This window comes from Streptomyces sp. NPDC050287 (assembly GCF_044459385.1).
Classification (GTDB): Bacteria; Actinomycetota; Actinomycetes; order Streptomycetales; family Streptomycetaceae; genus Streptomyces.
The window spans coordinates 560,542-575,580 of sequence record NZ_JBITIY010000001.1 but is presented as its reverse complement, the minus strand read 5'-3'; the positions used below and the strand labels follow the sequence as shown (position 1 = coordinate 575,580).

Annotated in this window: 13 protein-coding genes; 4 read left to right on the top strand and 9 right to left on the bottom strand. The window is 72.6% G+C overall.

Annotation, left to right across the window (positions count from 1 at the left end; all coding sequences use genetic code 11):
* Positions 1-277 precede the first annotated feature (277 nt).
* Both lipA and lipB read right to left on the bottom strand, forming a co-directional pair.
* Positions 278-1,267 carry a lipoyl synthase gene (gene lipA / locus ACIBK3_RS02575; protein ID WP_399361075.1) on the bottom strand — a complete coding sequence of 330 codons (990 nt, stop codon included), beginning with the start codon at positions 1,265-1,267 and terminating at the stop codon, positions 278-280.
* A 198-nt stretch (positions 1,268-1,465) separates the two neighbouring features.
* Positions 1,466-2,272 carry a lipoyl(octanoyl) transferase LipB gene (lipB, locus tag ACIBK3_RS02570; protein ID WP_399361073.1) on the bottom strand — a complete coding sequence of 269 codons (807 nt, stop codon included), beginning with the start codon at positions 2,270-2,272 and terminating at the stop codon, positions 1,466-1,468.
* A 271-nt stretch (positions 2,273-2,543) separates the two neighbouring features.
* Between lipB and ACIBK3_RS02565 the strand changes: the two genes are divergently transcribed.
* The gene (locus ACIBK3_RS02565; RefSeq protein ID WP_399361071.1) at positions 2,544-3,980 is read left to right on the top strand and encodes a regulator; all 1,437 of its coding nucleotides are present in this window, start codon (positions 2,544-2,546) and stop codon (positions 3,978-3,980) included.
* A 169-nt stretch (positions 3,981-4,149) separates the two neighbouring features.
* On the opposite strand, the gene ACIBK3_RS02560 is transcribed toward ACIBK3_RS02565, so the two are convergent.
* Together ACIBK3_RS02560 and ACIBK3_RS02555 are read right to left on the bottom strand one after the other, a co-directional pair.
* A complete protein-coding gene (locus ACIBK3_RS02560; protein WP_399361069.1) occupies positions 4,150-5,778 on the bottom strand; it encodes an NAD(P)/FAD-dependent oxidoreductase in 1,629 nt (542 codons plus the stop codon).
* Between the two features lie 158 nt (positions 5,779-5,936).
* Entirely contained in the window at positions 5,937-6,833 is an 897-nt protein-coding gene (locus ACIBK3_RS02555) for a TIGR01777 family oxidoreductase (RefSeq protein WP_399361067.1), read from the bottom strand.
* A gap of 70 nt (positions 6,834-6,903) precedes the next feature.
* Here ACIBK3_RS02555 and ACIBK3_RS02550 point away from each other — a divergent pair, with 70 nt between their 5' ends.
* On the top strand, positions 6,904-7,392 hold the full coding sequence (locus ACIBK3_RS02550; protein ID WP_399361065.1) for a GNAT family N-acetyltransferase: 489 nt from the start codon (positions 6,904-6,906) through the stop codon (positions 7,390-7,392).
* 126 nt (positions 7,393-7,518) lie between these two features.
* Here ACIBK3_RS02550 and ACIBK3_RS02545 read toward each other — a convergent pair whose 3' ends face one another.
* On the bottom strand, positions 7,519-8,703 hold the full coding sequence (locus tag ACIBK3_RS02545) for a MarP family serine protease (RefSeq protein WP_399361063.1): 1,185 nt from the start codon (positions 8,701-8,703) through the stop codon (positions 7,519-7,521).
* Between the two features lie 203 nt (positions 8,704-8,906).
* Here ACIBK3_RS02545 and ACIBK3_RS02540 point away from each other — a divergent pair, with 203 nt between their 5' ends.
* Both ACIBK3_RS02540 and ACIBK3_RS02535 read left to right on the top strand, forming a co-directional pair.
* The gene (locus ACIBK3_RS02540) at positions 8,907-9,722 is read left to right on the top strand and encodes a peptidoglycan recognition protein (protein ID WP_399361061.1); all 816 of its coding nucleotides are present in this window, start codon (positions 8,907-8,909) and stop codon (positions 9,720-9,722) included.
* 89 nt (positions 9,723-9,811) lie between these two features.
* A complete protein-coding gene (locus ACIBK3_RS02535; RefSeq protein ID WP_399361059.1) occupies positions 9,812-10,012 on the top strand; it encodes a hypothetical protein in 201 nt (66 codons plus the stop codon).
* A 3-nt stretch (positions 10,013-10,015) separates the two neighbouring features.
* Here the strand turns inward: ACIBK3_RS02535 and ACIBK3_RS02530 are convergent, their stop codons facing one another.
* The 4 genes from ACIBK3_RS02530 to aceE all read right to left on the bottom strand — a co-directional run bounded on the left by ACIBK3_RS02530 (position 10,016) and on the right by aceE (position 15,025).
* Complete coding sequence (locus ACIBK3_RS02530) at positions 10,016-10,576, bottom strand: carboxymuconolactone decarboxylase family protein (RefSeq protein WP_399361057.1); 561 nt, start codon at positions 10,574-10,576, stop codon at positions 10,016-10,018.
* Positions 10,577-10,657: 81 nt separating this feature from the next.
* A complete protein-coding gene (locus tag ACIBK3_RS02525; RefSeq protein WP_399362079.1) occupies positions 10,658-11,176 on the bottom strand; it encodes a DUF4240 domain-containing protein in 519 nt (172 codons plus the stop codon).
* Between the two features lie 56 nt (positions 11,177-11,232).
* Entirely contained in the window at positions 11,233-12,213 is a 981-nt protein-coding gene (locus ACIBK3_RS02520) for a helix-turn-helix transcriptional regulator (RefSeq protein WP_399361056.1), read from the bottom strand.
* Positions 12,214-12,313: 100 nt separating this feature from the next.
* Positions 12,314-15,025, bottom strand: coding sequence for a pyruvate dehydrogenase (acetyl-transferring), homodimeric type (gene aceE / locus ACIBK3_RS02515; protein WP_399361054.1), 2,712 nt, complete (start codon positions 15,023-15,025; stop codon positions 12,314-12,316).
* Positions 15,026-15,039 lie beyond the last annotated feature (14 nt).

Genomic DNA, 15,039 nt, shown 5'->3' with positions numbered 1-15,039 from the left:
AGGTTCCCCCTTGATACCGCTTCGGGTACGGGTGCACGTGGTGTAAGTCCAGCGTCACTGATTGGTGTTACCAGGGCATGACCGACCGGTCAAACACCAATGAAGCCTTGATGCGGGGGCTCCGCACGCCGACGCGGTCCTGACGGGTGGCCTCAGCTGCGAGGACGGTCAGGACCGCGTCGAATCGATCGCTACCGGTGAGTAGCTCCTTGTGCGGGAATTCACACGCTTGCCTCGCTGCGCGCCGGGCAAGGGCCGTGACGGTTTGTCGGGCAGGTCACACGGCCTGCGAGGCCACGAAGCCGTCAGCCAGCCGCGGGGCAGCTGATTCACGCTGCTCGACGGCCATCCGGTACAGCCGCCCGGCGCGGTACGAGGACCGGACCAGCGGACCCGACATCACACCGGAGAAGCCGATCTGCTCGGCCTCCTGCTGCAGCTCCACGAACTCGTGCGGCTTGACCCAGCGCTCCACCGGGTGGTGGCGCACGCTCGGGCGCAGGTACTGCGTGATGGTGACCAGCTCGCAGCCGGCGTCGTGCAGCTGCCGGAGTGCCTCGCTGACCTCCTCGCGGGTCTCACCCATGCCGAGGATCAGGTTCGACTTGGTGACCAGGCCGTAGTCGCGGGCCTCGGTGATGACCTTCAGGGAGCGCTCGTAGCGGAAGCCCGGGCGGATGCGCTTGAAGATCCGGGGGACCGTCTCGACGTTGTGCGCGAAGACCTCGGGGCGGGAGGCGAAGACCTCCTCCAGCAGTTCCGGTACGGCGTTGAAGTCCGGGGCGAGGAGTTCGACCTTGGTGTGCCCGCCCTCACGGCCGGCGGTCTGCTCGTGGATCTGCCGGACCGTCTCGGCGTACAGCCAGGCGCCGCCGTCCTCCAGGTCGTCGCGGGCGACGCCGGTGATGGTGGCGTAGTTCAGGTCCATGGTGACCACGGACTCGCCCACGCGGCGCGGCTCGTCACGGTCGAGGGCCTCGGGCTTGCCGGTGTCGATCTGGCAGAAGTCGCAGCGCCGGGTGCACTGGTCGCCGCCGATGAGGAAGGTCGCCTCGCGGTCCTCCCAGCACTCGTAGATGTTGGGACAGCCGGCTTCCTGGCAGACGGTGTGCAACCCCTCGCTTTTGACGAGGTTCTGCATCTTCGTGTACTCGGGACCCATTTTCGCCCGGGTCTTGATCCACTCGGGCTTGCGCTCGATGGGGGTCTGGCTGTTGCGGACCTCCAGGCGCAGCATCTTGCGTCCGTCGGGTGCGACTGCGGACACATCGGCTCCCTGTAGCTTCGATTCTTCGGCGTACACCAGGGTACGCCCGTGCGTTTTCGCTCCCCGGGGTGGGCAACCTTGCGGAACTGCGGGGCATTCCCCGCGGCCGGCGTGGCTGCGGGCGTCCGCCGGTCCCGCGCCCGGGCCCTCGCCGTGGCGGCGCGTCTCCCTCCCGGCCCACCGAGTCGGGCCGCGGCGCTACGCGGACGCCCGCTCCACCACGCGCGGCGCCGGTTCCGCGTTCTCCAGCACATCCCGCAGATGCCGCTCGACCACGGGCAGCACCTCGTCGATCGTCACGTCCCGGCCGAGTTCGTAGGCCAGGGACGCCACTCCCGCGTCCCGGATGCCGCAGGGGATGATCTTGTCGAACCACTTGTTGTCCGGGTTCACGTTCAGCGCGAAGCCGTGCATCGTGACGCCCTTGGCGACGCGGATGCCGATCGCGGCGATCTTGCGATCCTCGCGGCGCTGCCCCGCGTTGGAAGGGGCGTACTCGGGCCCGTTGAGGCGCGGGTCGAACTCCTCGTCCTGAAGGCGGGGGTCGAAGTCCAGGGAGAGGCCGCCGAGCGACGGACGCTCCGCCGCCGCTTGCCGGGGTTCGCCGAGCACCCAGACCCCGCTGCGGCCCTCGACCCGGGTGGTCTCCAGGCCGAACTCCGCGCAGGTGCGGATCAGGGCCTCCTCCAGGCGCCGTACATGGGCGACGACGTCCACCGGACGCGGGAGCTTCTGGATCGGGTAGCCCACCAGCTGGCCCGGGCCGTGCCAGGTGATCTTGCCGCCGCGGTCCACGTCGATCACGGGGGTGCCGTCGAGGGGGCGCTCGTTGTCCGCCGTACGCCGGCCGGCCGTGTAGACCGGCGGGTGCTCCAGGAGCAGCACGGTGTCGGGGATCTCGTCGGCGAACCGCGCCGCGTGCACCCGGCGCTGCTCGTCCCACGCCTCCTGGTACTCGACGGCGTCCGTACCGAATCCCATACGGACGAACCGCAACTCACTCACGGCAAGCGCCTCCCTTGGCCCCGATGAAGCCCCGACGGTCGTAAGGCACAAAACGTGCCCACGCCACTGTACGTCCGGCTGTCACGCGTCAGCCCTGCGGCCAATCCTCACACGATCGGATGAACGAACGTCGAAGAGTGCGATCAGCTGCTCACTCTCCGCTACATTCGCGCCGTTCACAGAGGCCATAAGGGCTGCTCACAGGCATCCGGGCACCTCGGCGGCCGCGCAGGCCTCAGTGGGGCCCGAAAGGCAGGAGACCGCACCGCAGATGACGGAACGACCCGCGCAGCGCACTCCCAACCGACAGCTCGCCGCGCTCATCGCAGAAGCGGGGTTCTCCAACGCGGGTCTGGCCCGTCGAGTGGACCAGCTCGGTCTCGAACACGGGCTGGACCTCAGATACGACAAGACATCCGTGACCCGGTGGCTGCGCGGGCAGCAGCCCCGCGGCACCACCCCCGCCCTGATCGCCGAGGTCTTCACCCGCCGCCTCGGCCGCCGGCTCACCGCCCAGGACCTCGGGCTCGACGCCTGCGCGCCGGTGTACGCGGGCCTGGAATTCGCCGCCACCCCCGAGGAGGCCGTCGACATCGTCAGCGGGCTGTGGCGCAAGGACTCCGGCAGCCACGCCGAGCTCCGCAAGATCGCGTTCACCCCGGCGGGCCTGGTGGTCCCGAGCCGGGACTGGCTGATCGGCCGCCCCGACGACAAGGTGGCCCGCGGCGAACCGCCCGCCCGGGTGCCCGCGCAGGGCCGCCCGGGGGTACCCCGGCAACGCGGCCACGTCGAGCGCGGCCCCGGCCAGAAGGTCACCGGCGGCGACATCGCCGCCCTCCGCTCGGTCGGCGAGCTGTTCCGCTCCCTCGACGACCAGTACGGCGGCGGCCACGCCCGCCAGGCCCTCGTGCGCTACCTGGAGCACGAGTGCGAGCCCATGCTGCGCGGCACCTACGGCGAACAGACCGGCCGCCGCCTGTTCGCCGCCGCCGCCGACCTGACCAGGCTCGCGGGCTGGACGTCGTACGACATCGCCGCGCACGGTCTCGCCCAGCGGTACTTCGTGCAGGCGCTGCGGCTGTCGCAGGCGGCCGGGGACCGGGCGTACGGCTCGTACGTGCTGGTCACGATGAGCCGCCAGGCCGTCTACCTCGGGCACGGCCGGGAGGCCGTGCAACTGGCCCGGGTCGCCCAGCAGGGAGTCGGGACCAGCGCCCCGCCGGTCGTGCAGGCGCTGCTGCACGCGGTCGAGGCGCGCGGGCACGGGGTGCTGGGCGAGGTACGTGCCTGCACCGCCTCACTCGTGCGGGCCGAGCGTGCGCTGGAGGTGGCCCGGCCCGGCGACGATGTCCCGCACTGGGCGCGGTTCTTCGACGAGGCGCAGCTCGCCGACGAGTTCGGGCACTGCCACCGCGACCTCCAGCAGTTCCGCGCGGCCGCCCAGCACGCGGAACGCTCCCTGCAACTGCGCGCCCCCGCCTACGCGCGCAGCCGCCTGTTCTGCCGTGTCGTCCTGGCCTCCGCCCGCTTGGGCCTCGGTGAACTCGACCAGGCCTGCGCGCTGGGTGCCGAGGCGGCCGGCGCGGCGGCCGAGATGCGGTCGGTGCGGGCGATCGAGTACGTACGCGACTTCGAGCGCCGGCTGGAGCCGTACAAGGACGCGGCACCGGTGCGGGGGTATCGCGACAAGGTCGCCGCGCTGGGCTAGTTGTACTGCCCATCACCAGGTTGACCAACCTGCCTGGGCAGTACAGCTAGTCGGGCGCCCACTCGCCGTGGCGGCGGGCGTCGTGTGGCGGGGTCCTGCGCCGTCGTGGCTGGTCGCGCCCACGCGGCGGAGCCGCATGTGTCACAGCCCCGCGCCCCTTTGGGGCGCTTCAGGCAGCCCGTGCCGTCGGGAGCGGGTCCGCCCTGTGCATCGACCCCGCCATCCCCAGGTCCGCCAGGATCGCCGTCGACGCCCGGCGGGCCGAGTGCAGGGCGCCCTGGACGGTGCTGGTGTCGCGGTGGTCGCCGCAGACGTACAGGCCCGCCAGCAGGCGGACCGGGCGGCGCAGGTCGTGCGGTGGGCGCATGGCGGGTACCGCCTCGGGGGTGTGGTGGACGGCGAGGGTCTCCCAGCGCCGGGTCGAGGTGCCGTACAGGCGTGCCAGGTGCGTGCGTACGGCGGTGTCGAGGTCGGCCGGGGGATCGCCCAGGACCGTCGAGGAGACGAGCGTGCGGCCGGCGGGGGCGCGGGACGGATCGACCCGGCTGATCACCGCCGTGTGGGAGACCGGGCCGCCCCGGTCCGCGTCGAGCAGCAGGGAGGCGCCCGTCGCGGGGGGTTCGTCCGTGGTGTGGTGGACGACCGTCACCGGGTGGAAGTCCGGCACCCGCAGGCCGGGCAGCAGCTCGGCGGCGGCGCGGGCGTCGGTCGCGAGGAGCACCGCCCGGCAGCGGATCTCGCCGTGCTCGGCGGTGGTCACCGACGTCGTGGAGACCGAGGTGACCCGCACGCCGGTGCGCACGGTCCCCGGCGGCAGCGTCCGCGCGAGCAGTTCCGGCAGGGCCTCGGCCCCGCCCTCCGGCACGCACAGCCGCCCCCGGGCGAAGGCACGCAGCGCGAGGTCCGCGGCCCGGCTGGACGTGGTCAGCTCCGGGTCGCACAGCAGGGCGGCGAGCAACGGGCGCAGGAAGCCGTCGATCGTCCGGGCGGGCAGACCACGGGCTGCGAGGGCCTGGCCGGCGGGCAGTTCGAGGCGGGCCAGGAGACGTTCCACGGGCGTGTGCGCGATCCGGGACAGCGCGGCCCCGAGCCGGGCCTGGTCGACGGCGGTGCCGAGCGGCGCTGTCGCGCGGAGCGCGCCGCGGGCGGCCCCGGGCACGGGGGCCGGCCAGGCGCCACGCCGGCCCTTCGCCCCGGGAACATTCCGGCCCTTCGCCCCGGCGCCCGGTCGGAGAACGCTCCTTGCCCCCGCCCCCGCCCCCGGCCGCGGAACGCCCCTTGCCCCCGCGCTCGGCCAGGGAAGGGCCCGGCTCCTCGGTTCGGAGGCCGGCTCCGGATCACCCCAGTCGCCGGACGAGCCGGACGCGCCGGTCTGCCGCGGCGCTCCCCGGCCCTTCGGCGCGGCGGCAGACCTGGGAGCGCTCGCCAGGGCGCGCACCGCGTGGAGTGCCCCCCGTGCGCCCAGTGCGCCCCGTGCGCCCCCCGTACCGGTGAGGACGCCCGCGCGGTGATGGCGTCCGTCGCTGTGCAGCAGCACACCCGGGGCGAAGGGCCGCAGCACCAGGGCGTCCAGCCCGGGTGCCGGCCGTAGCTCGGGATACGCCGTGGACAGCAGCTGCCCGATGCGGTCGAGCCGGAAGCCGTCGACCTTCTCGGTCGACATACGGCCGCCCGCACACGGGGCCGCCTCCAGTACCGCGGTCGTCACTCCTGCGCTGGTCAGCCGATGCGCCGCGAAGAGCCCGGCGACCCCGGCTCCCACGATCACGACGTCCGCCTGGTTCGCGGGCTCAAGCACGTGCCCCTCCTCGAGGTTGCGCGGCCGGAGGAGACGTCCTGCCTCCAACTGGCTCCGGGAATACCCGAGTGCGGGTCGAGGGTAGGGCCGTGACCGGTCCGGGACAGTCGCGCATCGACAGGGCACGGTCGCACGACGGTCGCATACGACCGCAGGCGTCACAGAGCCGCCCGGATCGCCTCCTCGATCTCCGGGAACGCGAACGTGAACCCCGACTCCAGCAGCCGCATCGGCAACACCCGCTGGCTGCCCAGCACATCCCCGGCCATCTCGCCGAGCGCCGCCCGCAGCACCGGCGCGGGCACCGTGAACAGCGTCGGCCGGTGCAGCACACGCCCCATCGCGGCGGTGATCTCACCGTTCGTCAGCGGCCGCGGGGCGGTGATGTTGAACGGCCCCGACAGGCCGTCGGTGTCGATGAGATGCCGGATCGCGGCCACCTCGTCGTGCAGCGCGACGAACGACCAGTACTGCCGCCCGTCACCCATCCGCCCGCCCAGGCCCGCCTTGAAGAGCGGGAACAGCCGCCCCCAGGCCCCGCCCTCCTTGGCCACGACCAGGCCCGTCCGGGGGAACACCGTGCGGACGCCCGCCTCCTGGGCCGGTGCCGCGGCGCCCTCCCACTCCACGCACAGTTCGGGCAGGAAGCCCTCCCCGGGCGGCGCGTCCTCGTCGACGGGCCGGTCGCCGGTCTCGCCGTAGTAGCCCATCGCGCTGCCGTTCACGAAGACCCGCGGCGGCGTGTCCAGAGCGGCCACCGCCTCGGCGAGGGCCGCCGTGCCCAGCACCCGGCTGTCCCGGATCGTGGCCTTGTAGGCATCCGTCCAGCGCCGCGAACCCACGCCCGCCCCGGCCAGGTTGACCACGGCGTCGCACCCGGCGAGGCCGGCCGTGTCGACGTACTTGCGCCCGGGGTCCCAGCGGACCTCGTCCGGTGTCCGGGGTGCCCGGCGCACCAACCGCACCACCGTGTGCCCGTCCGCGGTCAGGGACCGCACCAGGGCGCCGCCGATCAGACCGGAGGCACCGGCCACCGCGATCCTTGAAGGCTCCATGGGCTCATTCTGCCTGGTCGGTGGGTAAAACGCCGGTCCGGTCCCGGTGGCCCGTCATAGGGTGACCGGCATGTCCGTACCCCGCATACGTCACGCCACCCTCGACGACGAGGAGACGCTGGCCCGCATCGACCGACGGACCTGGTCCCCGCTGCACGCCGTCCAACCGCGCCCCCAGCCGCCGTACCCGCCCTTCTACACCGAACGGTTCGGCCCCCGGGACCACCTCGTCGCCGAGCTGGACGGAAACGTCGTCGGCTTCATCCGGCTGAGCTTCCCGACATCCCTCGCCTGCAACGCCCACGTCCGCCAGATCCAGGGCCTCGCCGTGGCCGAGGAGGCGCGCGGCACCGGGGTCGGCCGGGCGCTGCTGCGGGGGGCGCTGGAGGAGGCGCGGCGGCAGGGGGCGCGCCGGATCAGCCTGCGCGTGCTCGCGCACAACACCCCCGCCCGGGGGCTCTACGAGTCCGAGGGGTTCGTGGTGGAGGGGATCCTGCCCGAGGAGTTCCTGCTGGAGGGCGAGTACGTCGACGACGTGCTCATGGGCCGCACCCTCTGATTTGGTCGGCCGGATCCGTCGTACGACTGACCTGGTCGGCCGGGTCCGTCGTACGACGCCCGCGCTCCACCGGGCAGAGCGGGACCCGGCCGGCGCGGCGGCCGGGGCGTGCCCGGCGAGCACCGCTCAGGACGTGATCAGTTCGCCCGTGTCCACCCGTGCCGTCGCGTTCGCCGCGCGCTGCGCGTCGGGCGCGACCTCGTCGGCCGTCAGCACGTACCCCGTCTCGTTGTCCGAGGTGGAGCGGGCGAAGACGACGCCGTAGACCTTGCCGGCCGTGGTCAGCAGGGGGCCGCCGGAGTTGCCGGGGCGGACCGTGGAGCGGATCGAGTAGATCTCGCGGGTGACGGTGGCGTCGCTGTAGATGTTCTGCCCGGTCGCCCGCACCCGGTTCGCCACGGTGGCCGCCTGGAGGTTCAGGTCGCCGTCCTCCGGATAACCGGCGACGACCGCCGAGTTGCCGCGCGAGGCGCCGGTGTCGAACCGCAGCACCGGAGCGCTCAGTTCGGGGACGTACAGCACCGCGACGTCCTTGTCCGGGTCGAAGAGCACCACGCGTGCCGGGTACGCCCGCCCGACACCGCCGACACGCACGCTCGGGTCGTCGATGCCGGCCACCACGTGGGCGTTGGTCATCACATGCCGCGGCGCGTACACGAAGCCGCTGCCCTCGCGGCCCTGCGTGCCCGAGACGCCCTCGATCTTCACGGTGCTCACCTTGGCCGCGTTCGTGGCGCTCGGGGTGACGCTGTCGCCGGTGGGCCTGGCGACCTGGGCCGTCGACTCGTTCTCGAAGGGGTTGAAGACCTGCGGGAAGCCCGCCTGGGTGAGCGCGGAGGTGGCCCGGGAGAACCAGGCCGGGGTGGTGTCCGGCATCGTGTTCTGTACGGCGCCCAGCAGGGCCGAGTCCCGGATCGCGGTGGTGACCAGCGCAGACGAGGACGCGCCGAGCACGCTCGCGGCCACCCAGGCCACGATCAGCACGGCCACCGAGTTGGCCGCGGCCCCGCCGACGCCGTCGGCCACCCTGAGCGGCCCCCGGTCCAGTTCCCGCCGCAGTGTGAGCGCCAGCCGCCCGGCGAGCTCGTGTCCCACGGCGGCCGGGACCAGCACCGTCAGCACGGCGGTCACCGTCGCCGCGGTGGTCGCCGGCGACGCCATGTCCATCGTCCACGGCAGCACCCATACGCCGACGGCCGCGCCGCCGACGAAACCGGCGAACGAGACACAGCCGGCCACCAGCCCGCGCCGGTAGCCGGACGCCGCGTAGGCGAGGATCACCAGCAACAGCAGGATGTCGAGCAGGTCCACGGAGCCGCCTTTCTGTCGGACCCCTCAGGGGGCGTCTCCTAGTACGCGCCAGACGCTCCCAGTGATCAGCCGCGCGCACGCGTGGCCACCGGAACCGGCCACGTGTGCGTGCACCTGGAAAAACGTCGCGCACAGGGACGATGGTTCCACCGGGTGGCACAGCACACATCGCGGGCGCGGCGGATCCGTCGGACAGTGGGAACATGTGTGTCCCGCGAAGGCAGCGACGGGCACGGAGACGCCGTCCGGTACGGATACCGGGCGCCGCGCTCGTGCTGCTCGGCACTCTGCCCGGACTGGCCGCCGTCGTCGCGCTGGTGCTGTACGTGAACGGGGCCGAGCACACGGTCGCGGCCCGTGCCTCCCGGCAGACCGCCCCCGCCCGCCCCGCCGCCACCCCGCACGTCGCGACCAGACCGCGCATCGTGCCCCGCTCGGCCTGGCTGGACGACGACACCCGGCGGCCCCAGCCGCCCCCGCGCTACGACGACAAGGTGGTCGCCGTCTTCATCCACCACACCGACTCGCCCAACGCCTACGCCTGCGCCGAGGCGCCCCGCATCATCCGCGACCTGTACACGGGACAGACCCGGAACCGGGACTGGGACGACATCGGCTACAACTTCCTCGTCGACCGCTGCGGCACCGTCTACGAGGGCCGCGCGGGCGGCATCGACCGGCCCGTCACCGGCGCCCACGCCCAGGGCTTCAACCACCGCACGGCCGGCATCGCCGCCCTCGGCACCTTCACCGCCGGCCTCCCCGTCCCGAAGGCGATGACCGAGTCCATCGCCGCCCTCGTCGCCTGGAAGCTGGGACTGGCCGGCATCGACCCCCGCGCGAAGGTCCGCCTGATCTCCAGCAACAGCCTCAGCCGGTACCCGGCCGGTATGGCCGTCCTGCTGCCCGCCGTGGCCGGTCACGACGACGCGTACATGACGAGGTGCCCCGGCGTGGCCCTGACCGCCCGGCTGCCGGAGATCAGGAAGCTGGCGGCACGGCTGCAGGGCCGGGCGTGAGGCTCACAGGTACGCCACAGCGGGTGCGCAGGGCCCTGAGATTCCCGTGGCCTACGGTCTGCGTCACAAGCCGACCGGAGGTGGGGATCATGAGCAGCAGCGTGAGGGGCAACAGCCGGATGTGGACGGTGCTCTGCACGGTCGCGGCCGTCGTCCTGGGACCGGCCGCCGTCACGGCGTCCGCGCTCGACCAGGCCAACAAGGCACCGCTGCACCACACGGCGCGGGCCGACCAGACCCAGGCGTACCTCCCGTCGGACCCGGCCCGCCGCCGCACGACGGCAGCCTGACGCCTATACCTCCTCGCCCCTTTCGCTCCCTTCGCCCCGGTCGGTCAGCCCCAGGAACCGCTCCCCGGACGGGTCGACGTCCACCCCGAGCCCGTTCATGAGGCCCGCCAGCATGCCGTAGTAGCCGATCGTCGTGATCAGCTCCACGACCTGCCGGTCGGTGAAAGCGGCGCGCAGTGCTCCCAACGTGTCCTCGGCGAGGGTGTGCCGGGACACCAGTTCGTGCACGGCGGTAACGGCCGCCGACTCCGCCGCGTCGAACTCCGGGCCGGTCGCCCGCCGTTGCGCGACCGCCGTGAGCTGCTCGGGAGTCACCCCCGCGGCCAGTGCGATCGGGCGGTGCTGGACGGCCTCGTAGGCGCATTCCGTACCGGCCGCGACCGCCATGACCACCAGCTCGCGCAGCCGGACCGGAAGCGTGGACGCGCCGAGCACGGCCAGGCCCAGGTCGATCGCCGGGCCCGTCAGCGGCGGGGCGTGGGAGAGCATGCGGAAGGCGTTGAGTGGCACCGGAAGCCTGGCGACGGCGTCGGCGGGACGCTCCGGGTAGGGGATACGCGCCATGGACCCTCGCTGGGCAAGACGGGAAAGGGAGACGAGAGAGACGAACTCGTGATCGTAGTCACTCCCCGGTCACCCCGGAAGTCACTCCCGGAACCGCGCCCACAGCTTGGGGTACCGCTCCGCCAGCACCCGCTCGTTCTCGAAGTCGACGGGGGTCCCGGCCGGCTCCGAGGGCGCGGGCGGGATGCCCAGGTCGGGGGCTACGACGCCGGTGAGCTGTTCGTAGGCCTCGTCCGCGGCGTAGCCGAGCTCCTCGCCGTCGCCGTCGAGTTCCTCGTCGAAGTCGTCCAGGAGGTCGGCCAGCGAGTCGGGGTCGTGCACACCGCCCTCGTAGACCTCGCGGCCCTGGCCGATCAGCCAGCACCGGAAGAAGTCGAACGCGTCGTCGCTCGCCCCGTCCAGCAGGACCCAGGCGGCGCCCCACAAGTCCCAGGTGTACGCGCGGTTGTAGCGGGCCTCGAAGTGACGGGCGAAGTCCAGCACCATCTCCGGGTCCAGCTGGAGCAGCCGGTCCACGAGCAGGTCCGCCTGCTCCTCGGGGTCGCCCTCGGCGGCCTCGCGGCTGGCGTCCACCAGCTCCCAGAACTCCGTCTCGTCCATCACGGGTCCAGCATCGGCCCTGGACGGGTGGGGCGCACGTGGAGTGAGACGGATTGTTATGTCCCGTACAGCGCGGCCAGTCGCGCCGCGTCCCGCAGGAAACGCGCCCGCAGACTCTCCGGAGCCAGCACCTCTGCCTCCGGTCCGAGCGCCGCGAGCTGGCTGCGGGCGACCTCCTCGGACTCCACCGGGAGGGTCACCGTCACCCACCCGTCCGCGTCCGGGGCGCCCGCGGCCTCCAGCGCCTCCCGCGTGGACGGGGCGTCGACGACGTACGGCAGCGCCCGCGCCCCCTCCCGGGACAGCCGTACGACGGCCTCGGCGCGCAGGATGGAGCGCGCGAACTGCTCGGCCCGCTCCTCCCAGAAGCCCGGCAGGTCGAACTCCTCGTCCCGCGCGAACCGTTCCTCGCCCGTCTCCACCGCGGTGAACCGGTCGATCCGGTACACCCGGTAGGAGCCGTCCTCCGTCACCCGCGCGCACAGGTACCAGACCCCTGCCTTCAGCACGAGCCCGTACGGGTCCAGCTCCCGCACGACCTCGCCCTCGCCCTCTTTGCGCACGTAGCGCGCGCAGATCCGCCGGTCGTCCCACACCGCGTCGGCGACGGCGGGCAGGAGCTCGGGTGTCTGCGGCTCCTTGAACCAGCTCGGCGCGTCCAGATGGAACCGCTGCGCCGCCGTACGCGAGGCGTCCCGCACCGACGGCAGCAGCGCCGCGGACACCTTCAGCCGGGCCGCCGAGGCAGCGTCCTGAAGACCCATCTCCCGCAGCGCCCCCGGCAGCCCCGACAGGAACAGCGCCTCGGCCTCGCCGCGGGCCAGCCCGGTCAGCCGCGTGCGATACCCCCCGATCAGCCGGTACCCCCCGGCCCGCCCCCGGTCGGCGTACACCGGCACGCCCGCCTCCGACAGCGCCTGCGCGTCCCGGGTGACGGTCCGCTCGGACACCTCCAGCTCCCGCGCCAGCTCGGCGGCGGTCATGGTCGGCCGGGACTGGAGCAGCAGCACCATTTTGATCAGGCGGGCAGCACGCATACGGCCATGATGCCGGGGCTCACTGACAGCGAAGGGGGGCACGGCGAAAGCCGTGCCCCCCTCAACACACGCTCAGTACAAGAGCGATGACCTACAGGCCCTACAGGCCGTAGCGCTCCCGCGCCTCCTTCACGGCCGTCGCCTTGACCTCGCCGCGGCGGGCCAGCTGGGCGAGGGCGGCCACGACGACCGACTGGGCGTCGACGCCGAAGTGGCGGCGGGCCGCCTCACGGGTGTCCGAGAGGCCGAAGCCGTCGGCGCCCAGCGAGGACCAGTCCTGCTCGACCCACTGCGCGATCTGGTCCGGGACCTGGCGCATGTAGTCGGAGACCGCCAGCACCGGACCCTCGGCACCCTGGAGCGCCTGTCGGACGTACGGGATCCGCTCCTCGCCGCGCAGGAGGCCCGCGTCGGCCTCCAGCGCGTCCCGCCGCAGCTCGGTCCAGGAAGTCGCGGACCACACGTCGGCGGCCACGCCCCACTCCTCGGCGAGCAGCTTCTGCGCCTCGAGAACCCAGTGGATCGCCGTGCCGGAGCCCAGCAGCTGGATGCGCGGGGCGTTGGCGACCGGGGCCAGGCCCGCCGACTCCGCCGTGTTGAAGCGGTACAGGCCCTTGACGATGCCCTCGTCGATGCCAGGGACGGACGGCTTGGCCGGCTGCGGGATCGGCTCGTTGTAGACGGTCAGGTAGTAGAAGACGTTCTGGTCCTCACCCGGGGCCGCCTCGCCGTACATGCGGCGCAGGCCGTCCTTGACGATGGTCGCGACCTCGTACGCGAACGCCGGGTCGTACGTCAGCGCGGCCGGGTTGGTCGCCGCGATGACGGGGGAGTGGCCGTCGGCGTGCTGCAGGCCCTCACCGGTCAGGGTGGTGCGGCCGGCCGTGGCGCCGACGAGGAAGCCGCGGCCGAGCTGGTCGCCGAGCTGCCACATCTGGTCGGCCGTGCGCTGCCAGCCGAACATCGAGTAGAAGATGTAGAACGGGATCATCGCCTCGCCGTGCGTCGCGTACGACGTCGAAGCGGCGATGAAGTCGGCCATCGAACCGGCCTCGGTGATCCCCTCGTTGAGGATCTGGCCGTTCTTGGCCTCCTTGTAGTACATCAGCTGGTCGCGGTCGACCGGCTCGTACGTCTGGCCCTTGGGGGAGTAGATCCCGAGGGAGGGGAACAGGCTCTCCATGCCGAAGGTGCGCGCCTCGTCGGGGACGATCGGCACCCAGCGCCTGCCCGTCTCCTTGTCGCGGACCAGGTCCTTGATCAGGCGGACGAAAGCCATGGTGGTGGCGACGTTCTGCGAGCCGGAGCCCTTGTCGAAGGAGGCGAAGGCCTTCTCGGCGGGGGCGGGCAGCGGCGCGAGGGCGTGCGTCCGGCGGGCCGGGGCCGGACCGCCGAGGGCCGCGCGGCGCTCCTGGAGGTAGCGGACCTCGGGGGAGTCGGCGCCGGGGTGGCCGTAGGGGACCACGCCGTCGACGAAGTCGCTGTCCTTGATCGGCAGGTCGAGGCGGTCGCGCATCGCCTTGAACTCGTCCACCGAGAGCTTCTTCATCTGGTGGTTGGCGTTCTTCGACGCGAAGCCCTCGCCGAGGGTGTGGCCCTTGACGGTCTGGGCCAGGATCACGGTCGGCGCGCCCGTGTGCTCGACGGCCGCCTTGTACGCCGCGTACACCTTGCTCGCCTCGTGGCCACCGCGCGAGAGGTGGAAACACTCCAGGATCTTGTCGTCGCTCAGCAGCTTCGCCATCTCGACGAGGGCCGGGTCCGAGCCGAAGAAGTCCTGGCGGATGTAGGCCGCGTCACGCGTCTGGTACGTCTGCACCTGGGCGTCCGGCACCTCGCGCAGCCGGCGGACCAGCGCGCCCGTGGTGTCCAGCTGGAACAGCTCGTCCCAGGCGGAACCCCACAGCGTCTTGATGACGTTCCAGCCGGCGCCGCGGAACTGGGCCTCCAGCTCCTGCACGATCTTGAAGTTGGCGCGGACCGGGCCGTCGAGGCGCTGCAGATTGCAGTTGATGACGAAGGTGAGGTTGTCGAGCTCCTCGCGGGCCGCGAGCGCGAGAGCCGCCGTCGACTCGGGCTCGTCCATCTCGCCGTCACCGAGGAACGCCCAGACGTGGGACTGGGAGACGTCCTTGATGCCGCGGTTGGTGAGGTACCGGTTGAAGCGCGCCTGGTAGATCGCGGAGAGCGGGCCGAGCCCCATCGACACCGTCGGGAACTCCCACAGCCAGGGCAGGCGCCGCGGGTGCGGGTACGACGGGAGGCCGTTGCCGCCCGCCTCCTGGCGGAAGTTGTCGAGGTGCTGCTCGGTCAGCCGGCCGTCGAGGAAGGCGCGGGCGTAGATACCGGGGGAGGCGTGGCCCTGGATGTAGAGCTGGTCACCCGAGCCGGGCGACTCCTGGGATTCCTTGCCCTTGAAGAAATGGTTGAAGCCCGTCTCGTAGAGCCAGGCCGCGGAGGCGAAGGTGGCGATGTGGCCGCCGACGCCGTGTTTCGCGCCCCGGGTCACCATCGCGGCCGCGTTCCAGCGGTTCCACGCGGTGATCCGGGCCTCCATCTCCGCGTCACCGGGCACGCCCGGCTCGGCGGCGGTGGGGATGGTGTTGACGTAGTCCGTCTCGAGCAGCTTGGGCAGCGCGATGCCGTTGCCCTCGGCCCGCTCCAGCGTGCGCCGCATCAGGTACGCGGCACGGTGCGGCCCGGCCGCCTTGGCGACCGCGTCCAGCGAGGCCTGCCATTCGGCGGTCTCCTCCGGGTCCCGGTCCGGGAGCTGGTCGAGCGCGCTCGGCTGGATGGCGTGGGGGTCGGTCATGTCGCCGCCTTCCT

Coding starts and splice junctions, on each gene's coding strand:
- ACIBK3_RS02565 (WP_399361071.1), top strand. CDS start 2,544: ATGACGGAACGACCCGCGCAGCGCACTCCCAACCGACAGCTCGCCGCG.
- ACIBK3_RS02555 (WP_399361067.1), bottom strand. CDS start 6,833: ATGGAGCCTTCAAGGATCGCGGTGGCCGGTGCCTCCGGTCTGATCGGC.
- ACIBK3_RS02550 (WP_399361065.1), top strand. CDS start 6,904: ATGTCCGTACCCCGCATACGTCACGCCACCCTCGACGACGAGGAGACG.
- ACIBK3_RS02540 (WP_399361061.1), top strand. CDS start 8,907: ATGTGTGTCCCGCGAAGGCAGCGACGGGCACGGAGACGCCGTCCGGTA.
- ACIBK3_RS02535 (WP_399361059.1), top strand. CDS start 9,812: ATGAGCAGCAGCGTGAGGGGCAACAGCCGGATGTGGACGGTGCTCTGC.
- ACIBK3_RS02530 (WP_399361057.1), bottom strand. CDS start 10,576: ATGGCGCGTATCCCCTACCCGGAGCGTCCCGCCGACGCCGTCGCCAGG.
- ACIBK3_RS02525 (WP_399362079.1), bottom strand. CDS start 11,176: ATGGACGAGACGGAGTTCTGGGAGCTGGTGGACGCCAGCCGCGAGGCC.
- ACIBK3_RS02520 (WP_399361056.1), bottom strand. CDS start 12,213: ATGCGTGCTGCCCGCCTGATCAAAATGGTGCTGCTGCTCCAGTCCCGG.
- aceE (WP_399361054.1), bottom strand. CDS start 15,025: ATGACCGACCCCCACGCCATCCAGCCGAGCGCGCTCGACCAGCTCCCG.